Here is a 16031-nt window from a genome sequence, read left to right as displayed (position 1 = left end):
ATAGCCGCAGCCTCGACCGTCTAAGCTGATGTCGATGTCCAGCCGCAGCCCCACGACCACGCCTGCAGAACGCCGCGCCCTCGCGATCGCGCTGCCGCCGTTGCGCGATGAAGATCGCCACGACATCGAAGGGTTTCTGGATGCGTTCTGGGCCGAGCACGGCATCGCCAGACAGACCGCGGACGCATACCGGCGTGATCTGGAAGGCCTGGCGCGTTGGCGTGACGGTCGTGATGGCGGCATCGCGCATGCCGATCGCGTTGCGTTGTTCGAACACCTCGCCTGGCGCACCGGGCATGGCTGGTCGCCGCGCAGCAACGCGCGCCTGCTCTCCGCACTACGCGCGTTCTTCGCGCACCGCCAGCGTCGGCATGGACGGATTGATGATCCGACCGCGTTGCTCGAGCCGCCCAAGCTGCCGCGCTCGCTGCCCAAGGCATTGGGCGAGTCGGAGATCGACGCGCTGCTCAACGCGCCCGACATCACCAGCGTCGACGGCCTGCGCGACCGCACGATGCTGGAGCTGATGTACGCCTGCGGCCTGCGTGTCAGCGAGCTGGTCGACCTGCCCGCCAACGGCGTCAACCTGCGACAGGGCGCGTTGCGGGTGACCGGCAAGGGCGAACGCACACGTCTGGTGCCGCTCGGCGAGGAAGCGCAGCACTGGTTGCGGCGGTACCTCGACGAGGCCCGGCCGACGTTGGCCGGTGGCAAGGGCCTCGCGCGTGATGCCGCTGGTGACACGCCGCTGTTCCTGACCGCGCGCCGCGCGGCGATGACCCGGCAACAGTTTTGGGTGCTGGTGAAGCGCCATGCCGGTACCGCCGGCATCGATCCCGCCCGCATCAGCCCGCACGGCCTGCGCCACAGCTTCGCCACCCATCTGCTCAACCACGGCGCGGACCTGCGCGCGCTGCAGATGCTGCTGGGCCACAGCTCCCTGTCGACAACCCAGATCTACACCCTGGTCGCCCGCGAACAGCTCAAGCGCCTCCACGCAACCCATCACCCGAGGGGGTGAGGCGCCGTTGCTCACGCGGCATGCCGCGTAACGGCGCCGAACGCCTCGCGTGCTGCGCGAGGCCGGACGTGCGATGAAACGACTGGCCGGCAGCGACTCGATCCAGACCGCGCGGGTGCGCCGAACGCCCGGCGTGCTTCGCCGGGCCGGACGCGCGATGCAATGAAAAGCCGAGGACGATTCGATCCAGACCGCGCAGGTGCGCCGAACGCCTCGCGTGCTGCGCGAGGCCGGGCGGGCGATGAAACGACTGACCGGCAGCGATTCGATCCAGACCGCGCGGGTGCGAAAGTCCGGCCTGCCTCGTCGGGCCGGACGTGCGATGCATTGAAAAGCCGACGGCGATTCGATCCAGGTCCCCGGGGGACATCGTTCTCTCCAGCGTGCCTGCTATCTCAATCAACTCGCTCGATTCGGCCTCACCCGACGCGCCGTGCGCGTCGACCTCTCCCGGAGGGAGAGGTGCCGGTGCAGCGGGGTTTGCCATGTTCGACCTCACCTGACGCGCTCTGCGCGTCGACTTCTCTCGGTGGTAGAGGTGCCGGTCCGACGTTGGTTCGGCGAAGATCCGTCACCTGCGCTGCTGGACCGCGATGCAGCTCCCACGCGCGGGGTGCCGAACGCCCCTCTCCCTAGGGGAGAGAGGTTGGGGTGCGGGCAGCAGCTCGCTGAAAACCAGACCCCGGAACCACGCCGTGAAACACACAGGCCGCGACGTGCCCATCGTGTCGCCGAGCCAGACGCCCAGGCTCCAGCACTGAAATGCCAGTCGTTCGCGGCAGTCCTTCGCCAGCCGCCCGGCACCATGAACGTCCCAGACCCGCTCCAGGCCGCCCGGAGCCCGCTCCATCCCTTCATGCCAGAATGGCCGCCTCCGGGATCGCCCCCGCTCTTGGTCTCCAGATTCGATGAAGCGATACATGTTCGCGCTGCTTGGCGCTTTCAGCCTGTCCGCCTGTGCCCAGAACCCGGGCGCGTCCGACAGCGCAGCGGTCTCCCCATCCGCCGCGCCGGCGCCGGCCGCGATCGAAGCGCCGGCAGGTTCGCCGGCTGCAGAAGCGCGCGATGCGATCCTGTCGATCAATCCGCAGGTCTCGATCGAAAGCGTGTCCGATGCGCCGCTGCAGGGCTTCCAGGAGGTCATCGTCTCGGGCCAGGTGCTCTACGTCAGCAACGATGGCCGCTATGTGCTGCAGGGCAGCCTGTTCGATGCGCGCGAGAAGCGTGACCTGAGCCAGGCGGGCCTCTCGAAGTTGCGCCAGCGCCTGGTCTCCGAGGTGCCAGAGGACCAGCGCATCATCTTCGCGCCCGCGAATCCGAAGTACACGGTGTCGGTGTTCACCGATGTCGAGTGCGGCTACTGCCGCAAGCTCCATGAAGAGATCGCCGAGTACAACAAGCGCGGCATCGCGATCGAGTACCTGGCCTATCCGCGCATGGGCCCGGGCAGCGATGACTTCCGCCTGATGGAATCGGTGTGGTGCGCCAGCGATCGCAAGCGGGCCCTGACCGATGCCAAGGCCGGCCGTCGTGTCGATTCCAAGGCCTGCGACAACCCGGTGGCCGCCCATTACGCGCTCGGCCAGCGTGTCGGCCTGACCGGTACGCCGATGATCATCGCCGCCGACGGCACCCAGATGCCCGGCTACATGCCGCCGGACCAGCTGCTGCAGGCCCTGCAGCGCCTCGATGGCGGGGCGACCGGCGGCAGTCGCTGACGCCCTCCACCTCGGGCACCGCCAGGATTAGGGCGGCGGGCGCGGCCATTGGCTACAATGGCCGGCCCTGAAATACGGTTTCCCCGGACATGATCGTCCTCGAGGGCCAGCAGGCCCTGTCGCCGTTCCGTCGCGAACGGCTTGAAGCACGTCTGCAGTCGGTGTCGCCCGCGCTTTCTGTCGCCGGTGCCTGGCATGTCTACTTCGTCGAAGTCGAAGCCGGGCAGTCGCCCGATGACGCCACGCTGCGACGCATCCTCGAGGTCGATGCCGGCCCCGCACCGGCGCGCGCCGCCGGCGCGGTCTCGCGCTACATCTCGCCGCGGCTGGGCACGATTTCGCCGTGGGCCAGCAAGTCGACCGAACTGCTGCGCGGCGCCGGCCTGCCGGTGCGCCGCGTCGAACGCGGCCTGCGCCTGGATCTGACCGGCTGGCCGGACGATGCAGCCACGCAGGCCGCGGTCTCGAAGCTGCTGCACGATCCGATGACCCAGTCGCTGCTCGACGACGTGGACGCCGCTGATGCGCTGTTCGCGGCGCCCGCGCGCGGCGCGCTCGAGCGCATCGCGCTCGACGATCTCGATGCTGCCAACCGCCGTCTCGGCCTGGCACTGGCCGACGACGAGATCGCCTACCTGCGCGAGCGCTTCGGCGCGCTCGGCCGCGATCCCGCCGACGTCGAACTGATGATGTTCGCGCAGGCGAACTCCGAGCACTGCCGGCACAAGATCTTCAATGCGTCCTGGACCATCGACGGCGAGGACATGCAGCGCAACGGTCGCGCGCAATCGCTGTTCGGCATGATCCGCCACACGCATGCGACCACGCCCGAGCACACGCTGTCGGCCTACAGCGACAACGCCGCGGTCGTCGAGGGGTATCCCTCGCAGCGGTTCCGCCCCGATCCGGTGTCGTTCGAATACCGCAGCGAACCGCTGATCGACAGCGCGTTCTGCATCAAGGTCGAGACCCACAACCATCCGACCGCGATCTCGCCGTTCGCGGGCGCGGCCACCGGTGCCGGTGGCGAAATCCGTGACGAAGGTGCGACCGGTCGCGGCGGCAAGCCCAAGGCCGGCCTGACCGGTTTCTCGGTCTCGCATCTGCGCATTCCGACGCTGCCGCAGCCATGGGAAGCGCCGCGCGCGCTCAATCCGCGCATGGCGCCGGCGCTCGAGATCATGCTCGACGGCCCGCTCGGCGGCGCCGCGTTCAACAACGAATTCGGCCGTCCGAACCTGCTCGGCTATTTCCGCAGTTTCGAACTGGCCGAAGGCGACGACGGCCTGGTCCGCGGCTACGACAAGCCGATCATGCTGGCCGGTGGCCTGGGCGCGATCGACCGCGCGATGGTCGAGAAGAAAACGCTGTCGCCCGGCGATGCGGTGGTGGTGCTCGGCGGTCCGGCGATGCTGATCGGCCTGGGCGGCGGCGCGGCGAGTTCGGTGGCCTCGGGCGAAAGCGCCGAGGATCTCGACTTCGCCTCTGTGCAGCGCGACAACCCGGAAATGGAGCGCCGCGTGCAGGAGGTCATCGACCGCTGCGTGGCGCTCGGTGACCGCAACCCGATCCTGTGGTTCCACGATGTCGGCGCGGGCGGTCTGTCGAACGCGATTCCCGAGCTGCTGCACGATTCCAGCGTCGGCGGCGTCATCGATCTCGACCGCGTGCCCAGCGACGATCCGTCGCTGTCGCCGATGCAGCTGTGGTGCAACGAGTCGCAGGAGCGCTACGTCCTCGGCATTCCGCAGGATCGCGTTGAAGAATTCGAAGCGATCTGCGCGCGCGAGCGTTGCCCGGTCGCGATCGTCGGCGTGGCGACGGCAGAAGAACATCTGACCGTGGGCTACGGTGCAACACCTGAAGCGGTCGCCGCAGGCGGCGACTGGGCGATCGATCTGCCGATGGACGTGCTGTTCGGCAAGCCGCCGAAGATGCACCGCGACACCGTGCGCACCGCCGCGCATCGCTGGCCGGCGCTCAACAGCCGCGCCATCGATCTGCACGAAGCCGGTCTGCGCGTGCTCGCGCATCCGACCGTTGCATCGAAGTCGTTCCTGGTCACGATCGGCGACCGCAGCGTCGGCGGCCTGACCGCGCGCGACCAGATGGTCGGCCCGTGGCAGCTGCCGGTCGCCGATTGCGCGATCACGCTGTCCGGTTTCGAAGGCTTCACCGGCGAGGCGATGGCGATCGGCGAGCGCAGCCCGCTGGCGCTGATTGACTCCGCCGCCGCCGCGCGCATGGCCGTGGGCGAGGCGATCACCAATCTATGCGCCGCGCCGGTCGAAACCCTGCACCGGGTCAAGCTGTCGGCGAACTGGATGGCTGCGGCCGGCCACGCTGGCGAAGACGCGCGCCTGTTCGACGCCGTGCATGCGGTCGCGATGGAGTTGTGCCCCGAGATCGACCTGGCGATTCCGGTCGGCAAGGATTCGCTGTCGATGCAGGCGCAGTGGCAGGTCGATGGCGATGCGCACAAGGTCGTCTCGCCGGTATCGCTGGTGGTCACTGCGTTCGCGCCGGTGACCGACGTCCGCACGCAGCTCACGCCCCTGCTCAGTCGCGAGCCCGACACCGAGTTGTGGCTGATCGGCCTGGGCGCCGGTAAGCAGCGCCTCGGTGGTTCGGTGCTGTCGCAGTGTTTCGATGGCTTCGGCGGCGCTGTCCCCGATGTCGACGAGCCCGAGCGCCTGAAGGCATTTTTCGAGCTGATCTGCGAGGCGCGCGAAGCCGGTCTGCTGCTGGCCTATCACGACCGCTCCGATGGCGGCGCGTTCACTTCGCTGTGCGAAATGGCGTTCACCGCGCATGTCGGCCTCGACATCGATCTCGAAGGCTGGGGTGACGATCGCAACCGCGACGCGCTGCGCACGTTGTTCTCCGAGGAACTGGGCGCGGTGGTGCAGATCGCCGCCGAAGACCGCGCCGAGTTCGCGGATCTCGTCGCGCGCCACGGTCTGATCGAATGCGCGCAGCGCATCGCACGCCCGACGACGGCGAATGCGATCCGCGTACTCGACGGCGAGGATGTGCTCGCCGAATGGAAATGGGAGTCGCTGTTCGACGCCTGGTGGTCGGTGACGCATGCGATGCAGGCGTTGCGCGACAATCCCGAATGCGCCGAGGAAGAGCGCGTCTCCGCCCGTCGCTTCGACGCCCCGGCGATGCGTCCGGTGCTGACGTTCGATCCTGCCGACGACATCGCGGCGCCGTACATCGCGACCGGCGCACGTCCGAGGGTCGCCGTGCTGCGCGAGCAGGGCGTCAACGGCCAGATCGAGATGGCGTCCGCCTTCGATCGCGCCGGCTTCACCGCCATCGATGTGCACATGAGCGACCTGATCGCCGGACGCGTGGATCTGTCGACGATGCAGGGCCTCGTGGCCTGCGGCGGCTTCAGCTACGGCGACGTGCTGGGTGCGGGTCGCGGCTGGGCCACCTCCGTGCTCGAGACTGCCGAACTGCGGGCCGCGTTCGAACAGTTCTTCGCCCGCGGCGACACGTTTTCGCTGGGTGTCTGCAACGGCTGCCAGATGCTGTCGCAGCTCAAGCCGATCATTCCCGGGGCCGAGCACTGGCCGCGGCTGCTGCGCAACCGCAGCGAGCAGTTCGAGGCCCGCTTCGGTCTGCTCGAAGTCGAGGCCTCATCGTCGCTGTTCTTCAGCGGAATGGCCGGTTCGCGCATCCCGGTGGCGATCGCGCACGGCGAAGGTCGCGTGCAGTTCGACGACGATGCCGACCGGATTGCCGCGACAGTGGCCCTGCGCTATGTCGACGCTGACGGCCCGGCGACCTCTTATCCGGCCAATCCGAACGGCTCCCAGGACGCCATCGCTGGCCTTGCCTCGACGGATGGCCGGGCGACGATCCTGATGCCGCATCCCGAGCGCACCCCGCTCACCGCCAACCTCAGCTGGGCGCCGGCTGACTGGCCGGAAGACAGTCCGTGGCTGCGGATGTTCCGGAATGCGAGGCAGCTTCTCGGCTAGGTGTGCCTTTGTTGCACGGGGCTGCCTCCCCAACGGCAATCGATCTTGAACACGCCCGGTCCGCAAGGACCGGGCGTGTTCGTTTGCGCGCCAAAAATTTGACGAGCGTCTCGCTTGAAGCAAAAAACGTCGTTAATTTCAGGTTTAAGTCATTGATTGTCTGAAGTTGTCATTTTTTGCCCTTGACGGGCAGTTTTTGTGGCGCAAGTATCGAGCACGAACCGGCGTTGGGGGACCGTTCAACTTGTGCGCATTCAGGGAAATGATTGGACGGCTGCGGCGCGACATCGCGCCCACCCCGACGCGTTCGGACTAGACACCAGGACCCACGGTCGCTTGCGGCCGTGGGTTTTTGTTTGCCAAAAATCTTTTAAATCAGCGACTTGCAGAGGATCGAGATGAACCGAATCTATCGAAAGGTGTGGAGCCGCGCGCTCAAGCAACTCGTGGTGGCGTCCGAATTCGCCTCGGGAGATTCAGCCGGAGGTTCGGGTGCTCGCGTCGCAGGCGCAGGAGGCCGGGCGGCACTGTCCGCTGCGGTGCTGATCGCGCTGTCGGGCATCGCACTCCCGCTTTCGGCGCAGTCGGTCGGGGTCGGCGGTTCGGGAAGCTGCGCGGTGGTGACCGGCAGCCGCCTCGTCGTGACCCAGTGCGCGATCACCGGCAGCGCGAACGCATCGGGTACGAACGCGACCGCATTCGGCGCCCAGGCAGTAGCCAGTGGCCCCCAGTCAACGGCGATGGGCTACGCGTCGCAGGCGACGGGACCGAATTCGACCGCCCAGGGCGCGAATGCCCGGGCGACTGCCAACAGCGCGACCGCGAACGGCGCCAATGCCCGTGCGTCCGCAGCGAATGCCTCGGCACTCGGCGCAGGCGCCAACGCCGGCGCCGTCGGCGCGACGGCACTTGGTTCGAATGCGCAGGCGTCCCGCGCGCAATCCACCGCAGTCGGCTTCACCGCACAGGCGCTGGCTGACGGCGGCACTGCGGTCGGCAGGGCCGCGACGGTTCGCGCGGGTGCGACCGATGCGGTCGCCATCGGCCACGGTTCTGTCGCCACGGATGCCGACACGGTGTCGTTCGGTGACGGCGTGGGGACCGGCGCCGCGGGTGCGCCTGCAACGCGCCGCCTGGTCAACGTGGCCGACGGCATCGCCGACAGCGATGCGGCGACCGTGGGTCAGGTCGATGACGCGGTGGCCGAGTCCACCCGCCATTTCCAGGCCACCGGTGAGGACGACTCACTGGTCGAGGGCGAAGCCTCCGTTGCCGCAGGCGCGGGCGCCGCGACAGGTGGCGATTTCACCACCGCGGTCGGCTCGACCAGCAGCGCCTATGGCACGGGCGCCTCGGCGTTCGGCAGTGGCGCGTATGCGGGCGCTGACCAGTCCACGGCGCTCGGCTTCAACGCAAGCGCGAGTCAGGAAAACGGAACGGCTGTCGGCGCGGGTGCGGATGCCAGTGGCGTCGCCAGCACCGCCGTCGGCGGGCAGGGCGAAGCGCTCGATGAGTTCGGCTGGCCGATCGAAGACGAGGATGGCAATGCTGTCCTGGTGGGCGCCGCGGCAGCGGACTATTCGACCGCAGTGGGCGCAGGCGCGCAGGCGACCGGCGTGCGATCGGCGGCGCTCGGCTACGGCGCGCGCGCCGAGGGCGAGTCCTCGTTGGCAGCCGGCAACAAGGCCCACGCACAGGCGGACTATGCGGTAGCGCTGGGTGACAACAGCCGCGCCAACGGTGAGCAGAGCACGGCGACCGGCGCGTACGCGTGGGCAACGGCCGACGGCGCCACCGCCTACGGCAGTTTTGCCTGGGCCACCGGCGTGGAAGCGACCGCGCTGGGTCTCGATTCCTACGCATCGGGGCGTCGATCGGTCTCGATCGGCTATGGCAGCTGGTCGCCGGGTGAAAGTGCGGTCGCCATCGGCAAGGGCGCGTTCGCCTATGACAACTACACCGTCGCCATCGGCCACCAGGCATTCGCCGACGACATCCACGCCATCGCGCTGGGGACGAATTCGTACGTCGATGCCGAGAGCGGCATCGCGATCGGCGCCGGCGCATCGGTGGAGACTGGCGCAACCAATTCTGTCGCGCTCGGTTCCGGCAGCACTGCCGATCGCGCGGACACGGTATCGGTAGGCGCGGAGGGCAACGAACGCCAGATCACCCATGTCGCGGCGGGCACAGAAGAGACCGACGCGGTGAATCTCGGTCAGCTCGACGAAGCCACTGCGCGCTTCACCGCGACCGGCGACGGCGAGGCCTATGCCGACGGCGTCGACGCCACCGCGGCGGGATCCAATGCCACCGCGGGTGCGGACTACGCGACCGCAATCGGTTCCGGCACGAACGCGACCGGCGTGGGCGCGTCCGCGTTCGGCAGCGGCGCCAGCGCCTGGGGCCAGTACGCGACCGCGTCGGGTTTCAACGCGCTCGCTGAGGGCGATTCGAGCACCGCCGTCGGCGGCTGGCTGTACTACGAAGATCCGACCACCGGGGCCGTGCTGCTCGACCAGACCACGACCGCTGTAGGTGACGGCGCGTCGGCGTTCGGTGCAGGCGCGCAGGCGATCGCGGCGTTCAGCACCGCGAGCGGTGCTGCGGCGACGGCCGAGGGCGCGCAGTCGACCGCGCTGGGCTATCGCAGCACGGCAGCGACCGACGGCTCCAGCGCACTCGGTTCCTTCTCGGAAGCCACGGGCGGATTCGCCACTGCCGTGGGGTACGGCAGCGTGGCCAGTGGTGACTACGGGCTCGCGGTCGGTGGCATCGCCGATTACGGCGATCTGCTGATCGGCTTGCCGGGCTTCATTCTGCAGACCACCGAGGCGAGCGGTGTCGCCTCCACTGCGCTCGGCAATGGCGCGTGGGCGACGGATATCGGCGCAACGGCGGTGGGTACGCTGGCCGAAGCAACCGGCATCCAGGCGACTTCGGTGGGCACGCTTGCGTATGCGACCGCGGATGGCGCCAGCGCTATCGGCAGCGGCAGCTCCGCATCGGGTGAGGACGCCACCGCAATCGGCTTCCTGGCCGGCGCTTCCGCCGCGAACAGCGTGGCGCTGGGTGCGAACTCGCAAGCGGATCGCGACGACACCGTCTCCGTAGGCGCCGCAGGCGCCGAGCGTCAGATCACCAATGTCGCTGCGGGTACCGAAGGCACCGATGCGGTGAATGTCGACCAGCTCGAAGGTGCGACCCAATACAACAAGTATTTCGCCGCCGCCGGCGGTGAGGACGACGACCAGGGCGCTGTGGTGGACGGCGAGTACACCACTGCGGCCGGCTCTGCCGCGACCGCGCTCGGAGATGGCGCGTCGGCGTTCGGCAGCGGCGCATTCGCACTGGCCGACAACGCGACCGCGGTGGGCTTCAACGCCACGGCGACCGGTCAGAACAGCGCGGCATTCGGCGCAGGTGCGCAGGCTGAAGGCGCGGCAAGCGTCGCAGTCGGTGGTACCGCGATCGACGAGAACGGCGACGCCTTGCTGGTCGACGCCAACGGCGCGCCAATCGAAACGGCTGCCACCAGTGCAGGCGTTGCCGGCACGGCGGTGGGCGCGAGTGCCAATGCATCCGGTTTCGCGAGTTCGGCCTATGGTGTCGGCGCCTCGGCAACGGGAGAGGTGTCGGCTGCCTTCGGCGCGGTCGCGACTGCCGCCGGTGATGCGTCGACGGCAATGGGCTACGCGGCTGCAGCCACTACGGCGGACTCGACCGCGATCGGCTCGTATTCGGTCGCCAGCGGCATCAACAGCGTCGCGGTCGGTGGCGGCGCCGGGCTGTTCAACCTGTTCCCGACCGAGGCGTCGGGTGACTACTCGACCGCAGTGGGCGGCGCGGCCTGGGCAAGTGGGTTCAACAGCACAGCAGTGGGCAACTTCTCCACGGCTGCGGGTGATGATTCCCTCGCCCTCGGCTCCGATTCCACGGCGACCGGCGCAGGCAGCGTGGCGCTCGGCCAGGGCTCCGAAGCAGATCGCGACAACACGGTGTCCGTCGGTGCGGAAGGCAGCGAACGTCAGATCACCAACGTGGCTGCGGGCACCGAAGACACGGATGCGGTGAACCTGGCACAGCTCGACGAGGCCACGCAGAACACGAAGTACTTCGTCGCAACCGGTGCTGAAGGCGCGGACGGTGTTGCGGCCTACGTGGAAGGCGAGTACGCAACGGCGGCCGGTGAGGCAGCCACTGCATACGGCACCGGTGCATCGGTGTTCGGCTCCAGCGCTTCGGCGGTCGGCGACTACACATCCGCATCCGGCTATGGCGCATCGGCCAACGGAACGTCCGCGACGGCCGTGGGCGGTCTGCTCTCCTACACCGATCCCGACACTGGCGAAGTGCTGCTCGAGCAGCTGACCACCGCCGACGGTGATGGCGCGACTGCGCTCGGTGCAGGTGCGCAGGCCACGGAGGCGTTTGCAACCGCGACCGGTGCCGCAGCGTCCGCGTCCGGACTGCAGTCCACGGCGACGGGTTACAGCAGTGATGCATCGGGTCTGGCATCCACATCCAACGGCGGATTCGCCGCGGCCAGCGGTGATTTCTCGACCGCGCTGGGGTATGGCGCGGAGGCGAGCAACACGCGCACGACGGCGGTCGGCATCAGCGCCACTGCCAGCGGCACGAATGCGACCGCACTGGGCAACACAGCGGATGCCAGCGGCAATGTGAGCCTGGCGGCCGGCAGCACCTCGCGCGCAACGGGTCTCAACAGCACCGCATTGGGCGGTTCTGCGTGGGCGACTGCGGACAACGCGACCTCGGTCGGCCAGTTCGCCTGGGCGACCGCCGTCGGCACGACCGCAGTGGGCCGCGATTCCTACGCCTACGCACAGAACGCGACCGCGCTTGGACTCAGTGCCTGGGCGAACGGGGTCAATAGCGTCGCGATCGGCGCCGGCTCGCGGGCGACGGAGGCGGACGTCGTCTCCATCGGCAACGGCACCGGCGCAGGCGGCTTCCCGGCCACGCGCCGGATCACCAATCTCGCCGCCGGCATCAACGACACCGATGCGGTGAACATGGCGCAGTTCAATGAAGTGGCCGACGCGGTCGAATCGACCACGCGCTACTTCGCTGCGAGCGGAGAAGGCGAGGCTGCAGTCACGGGTGATGAGGCGCTTGCGGCCGGCTCGGGCGCTGCGGCAGATGGCGATTACGCGACTGCGGTCGGCTCAGCAGCACAGGCACTCGACCAGGGCGCCTCGGCGTTCGGCAGCGGTGCCTTCGCAATTGCCGAGAACGCCACGTCGCTCGGCTTCAATGCGGTCTCCAGTGGCGCGAATGCACTGGCAGTCGGCGCGTCGTCCGAAGCGTCGGGCGAGTACGCGATCGCCATCGGTGCCGAAAGCGTGGCGGCGGGCCTGTATGCAACCGCAGCCGGTGCAGCGGCGAATGCGTCGGGTGACGGCAGCGTGGCCTCCGGTGCGCTGGCAGAGGCGACCGGCGTAGAGTCCACCGCAGTCGGCTTCTTTGCATCGGCTGAAGGCGAGGGCGCAACTGCGGTGGGTGCCGAAAGCATCGCCGAAGGCGCGAGCGCAGCCGCGTTCGGTTTCGGAGCTGAAGCCACCGCCGACTTCGCGACAGCGCTTGGCGGCTATGCGGTGGCGAGCGGCGTGAACAGCACCGCAGTCGGCAACTTCAGTGAAGCCAGCGGCGCCAGCGCACTGGCAGTGGGCGCGGACAGCATCGCATCGGGCGGTTACAGCACCGCGGTCGGCCAGGCGGCGACTGCCACCGGCTACAACAGCGTGGCGGTAGGCGGCGCGTTCCTGGGCCTGTTGCCGGCCGAAGCATCCGGCGATTTCTCCACCGCCGTCGGTGGCGCCGCGTACGCGGCTGGTACCAACAGCACGGCGCTCGGCAACTTCGCAAGCGCCGAAGCCGTCAACAGTGTGGCGCTGGGCGCCGATTCGATTGCAGACCGCGAAGACAGCGTGTCGGTGGGCTCGGCGGGCAACGAGCGCCAGATCACCAACGTCGCGGCGGGTACCGAGACGACGGATGCAGTGAATCTGGGTCAGCTGGAAGACGCCACGGCCTACAACCGCTACTTCCGCGCATCGGGCGAGGGCGAGGCCTACGCGGACGGCGAAGAGGCGACCGCGTCCGGTTCCAATGCGACAGCCGATGCCGACTACGCCACCGCGATCGGCTCGGCGACGAATGCCACAGGCGTGGGCGCGTCGGCGTTTGGCAGCGGCAGCAACGCCTGGGGCCAGTACGCCACGGCGTCGGGCTACAACGCATTGGCCGAAGGGAATTCCAGCACGGCAGTCGGTGGCTGGCTGTATTACGAAGATCCCACCACGGGTGAGGTGCTGCTCGACCAGACGACTACAGCGGTCGGCGACGGCGCTTCGGCATTCGGCGCGGGCGCGCAAGCCGTCGGTGCGTTCAGCACCGCGACCGGCGCAGGGGCGACAGCAGAAGGCGGGCAGTCGACGGCCACCGGTTACAGCGCGAATGCGGGCAGTGACTACGCGACCGCGACCGGCGCTTTCAGCGATGCGAGCGGCGCGCGCGGCACTGCCAACGGCTATGCCGCATCGGCAGGTGGTGACTACAGCACGGCCGGCGGCGCGTTCGCCGACGCGAGCGGTCTCTACGGCACTGCGTTCGGCTACGGCGCAACCAGCAGCGGCGACTACAGCCTGGCGATCGGCGGCGTCGCCGACTATGGCGATCTGCTGATCGGTTTCCCGGGCCTGATCCTGCAGCAGACCGAGGCCAGTGGCGTGGCCTCCACCGCGCTCGGCAACGGCGCCTGGGCCACCGAAACCGGCGCGACTGCGGTCGGCACCCTGGCCGAGGCGACCGGTGTGCAGGCCACGTCGGTCGGTACGCTGGCCTATGCCACGGCTGACGGCGCGACCGCGATCGGCAGTGGCAGTTCCGCATCGGGCGAAGACGCCACGGCGATCGGCTTCCTTGCGGATGCGTCGGCCGCCAACAGCGTCGCACTAGGCGCCAACTCGGCGGCAGATCGCGACAACACCGTCTCGGTCGGCGCGGCTGGTGCCGAGCGGCAGATCACCAACGTGGCAGCAGGCACCGAAGGCACCGATGCGGTCAACGTCGACCAGCTCGAGGACGCCACGCAGTACAACAAGTACTTCGCGGCCTCGGGTGACGAGGACAACGACCAGGGCGCTGCAGTCGACGGCGATTTCGCCACGGCCGCAGGTTCCGCGGCGCTTGCATACGGCGATGGCGCATCGGCCTTCGGCAGCGGCGCCTTCGCACTGGCCGACAACGCGACGGCGGTCGGCTTCAACGCAACCGCCGGTGGCCAGAACAGCGCGGCTTTCGGTGCCGGCGCGCAGGCGGACGGTGCGGCGAGCGTCGCCATCGGCGGCGCAGCCGTAGACGAAGACGGTACGCCGTTGCTGGTGGACGGCACCGGCAATCCGATCGAAACCTCCGCCACCAGCGCCGGCGTCGCCGGCACTGCGGTGGGCGCAAGCGCGGATGCGAGTGGCTTCGCCGGCTCGGCAGTCGGCGTGGGGGCTTCGGCTGCCGGTGAACTGTCGTCCGCCTTTGGCGCAGTCGCCAATGCGGTCGGTGACCAGTCGACCGCCATGGGGTATGCCTCGGCGGCCACGGCCGCGGATTCCACCGCGATCGGCTCCTACTCGGTGGCCAGCGGTCTCAACAGCGTTGCAGTCGGCGGTGGCGCCGGTCTGTTCAACCTGTTCCCGACCGAAGCCAGCGGCGACTACTCCACCGCCGTCGGCGGCGCCGCATGGGCGTCGGGCTTCAATAGCACGGCGCTCGGCAACTTCTCCACCGCATCGGGCGACAACAGCCTGGCGCTGGGCGCCGATGCGGTGGCGACTGCCGATGGCAGCGTGGCGCTCGGCCAGGGCTCGGAAGCCGATCGCGAGAACTCCGTGTCGGTGGGCAGCGCTGGCAGCGAACGTCAGATCACCAATGTGGCTGCCGGTGAAGTCGCTGCCGACAGCACCGATGCGGTCAACGGCGGCCAGCTCTACGACACCAATGTCCGTGTGGACGGGGTCGAGGATCGACTGGGCGATGTCGAAGGCATTGCCGCCACCGCAATCACCTACGACGACGACAGCCGCGCTTCGCTGACGTTCGAAGGGGAGAACGGCACCCGACTGACCAATCTCGCCAACGGCGCGATCAACGCGGGCAGCACCGATGCCGTGACCGGTCGCCAGGTATTCGGCGGTCTGCAATCCACCGCAGATGCGCTGGGCGGTGGCGCGGCGGTTACAGCATTCGGCACGATCTCCGCGCCGACGTTCGCCATCCAGGGTGGCAACTACTACTCCGTCGGCGATGCCTTCGGTGCGCTGGATGCCGAAATCAGCGGGTTGAAGCAGCAGGTGGGCGATCTGGACTCGGCAGTGAATGCGACGAGTGCCGCCAAGCCGCAGGCCAGGGTCGCCACGGCGGCTGCCGGCGACGAGACCGCTGCAGCCGGCGATCAGACTGCGGCTGCGACGACTGAGACGACTGCGGCGGCGACCGCGGGCAAGGAGGTCGCGGCCGTCGAGACCGTGGAGGACGCGTCCGGCGCGCGGGCAACCACGGCCGAGGCCACCGCGCAGGCAGCACCGGCAGACGTCGATACCACCGGCGTGCAAGGCACGCCGACTGCGGCGAGTGCCGGACGCGAGCGCGTTGCCGATGCGCCCGCCACCGCCACCGCATCGGCCACTGCGACGCCGGCTGACGCGCCGGCGGCCGGCGGCGCGACGATGGCACAGGTGGAAGCAGCTTCAGCCGATGCACGCGCCTATGCCGACACCACCGCGACCCAGGCGGTGAGCAGTGCGAACGCGTACACCGATCAGCGTTTTGCGGCGTTCGACGACACCTTCGAGCAGTTCAAGGGCGATGTCGATCGCCGCTTCTACGACACGGATCGCCGCATCGACCGTCAGGGCGCAATGGGCGCGGCGATGCTCAACATGGCGACCAGTGCGGCCGGCATCCGCACCGAGAACCGCGTCGGTGTCGGTGTCGGCTTCCAGGGTGGCGAGAGCGCGTTGTCGGTGGGCTACCAGCGCGCGATCAACGAGCGCGCCACGGTGACCGTCGGCGGTGCGTTCAGCGGCGATGAAAAATCGGTCGGCGTGGGTGCCGGTTTCGGCTGGTAAGAACTGACCATCGCGCCGTCGTCATTAAGCGGCGGCGCGATGGAAACGGGCGGGGCAGCCGGGTGGCGAATGCAACCCGGTACGGGGCGGCAGGGGCGTAGCGGAGCGCTACGCGGATCGGTCGTCGCATTCCATCATTTCTGCAGAGAAGAGG

4 protein-coding genes and 1 pseudogene are annotated in these 16031 nt (G+C 68.8%); all 5 read left to right on the top strand.

Features of this window, described 5'->3' with window-relative positions; genetic code table 11:
- Positions 1–34: 34 nt before the first annotated feature.
- A complete protein-coding gene (gene xerD / locus J2W68_RS05120; protein WP_310233313.1) occupies positions 35–1021 on the top strand; it encodes a site-specific tyrosine recombinase XerD in 987 nt (328 codons plus the stop codon).
- 920 nt (positions 1022–1941) lie between these two features.
- Positions 1942–2739: a DsbC family protein gene (locus tag J2W68_RS05115; protein ID WP_430539671.1), complete on the top strand. Its 798-nt coding sequence runs from the start codon at positions 1942–1944 to the stop codon at positions 2737–2739.
- An 89-nt stretch (positions 2740–2828) separates the two neighbouring features.
- Positions 2829–6731 carry a phosphoribosylformylglycinamidine synthase gene (gene purL / locus J2W68_RS05110; RefSeq protein WP_310233309.1) on the top strand — a complete coding sequence of 1301 codons (3903 nt, stop codon included), beginning with the start codon at positions 2829–2831 and terminating at the stop codon, positions 6729–6731.
- A 398-nt stretch (positions 6732–7129) separates the two neighbouring features.
- Positions 7130–7258 (top strand): annotated as a pseudogene (locus J2W68_RS17980) (ESPR-type extended signal peptide-containing protein); the annotation flags it as partial.
- 12 nt (positions 7259–7270) lie between these two features.
- Positions 7271–15877: a hypothetical protein gene (locus J2W68_RS05105; protein ID WP_310233308.1), complete on the top strand. Its 8607-nt coding sequence runs from the start codon at positions 7271–7273 to the stop codon at positions 15875–15877.
- Positions 15878–16031 lie beyond the last annotated feature (154 nt).

The organism is Luteimonas terrae (genome assembly GCF_031457535.1).
In the GTDB taxonomy this organism is placed as follows: Bacteria; Pseudomonadota; Gammaproteobacteria; order Xanthomonadales; family Xanthomonadaceae; genus Luteimonas; species Luteimonas terrae_A.
The sequence above is the reverse complement of the archived record's forward strand: the minus strand, read 5'-3'. Positions and strand labels throughout refer to the sequence as shown.

Excerpts from the sequence above, each read along its gene's own strand:
- xerD (WP_310233313.1), top strand. The coding sequence starts at position 35 with ATGTCCAGCCGCAGCCCCACGACCACGCCTGCAGAACGCCGCGCCCTC.
- J2W68_RS05115 (WP_430539671.1), top strand. The coding sequence starts at position 1,942 with ATGTTCGCGCTGCTTGGCGCTTTCAGCCTGTCCGCCTGTGCCCAGAAC.
- purL (WP_310233309.1), top strand. The coding sequence starts at position 2,829 with ATGATCGTCCTCGAGGGCCAGCAGGCCCTGTCGCCGTTCCGTCGCGAA.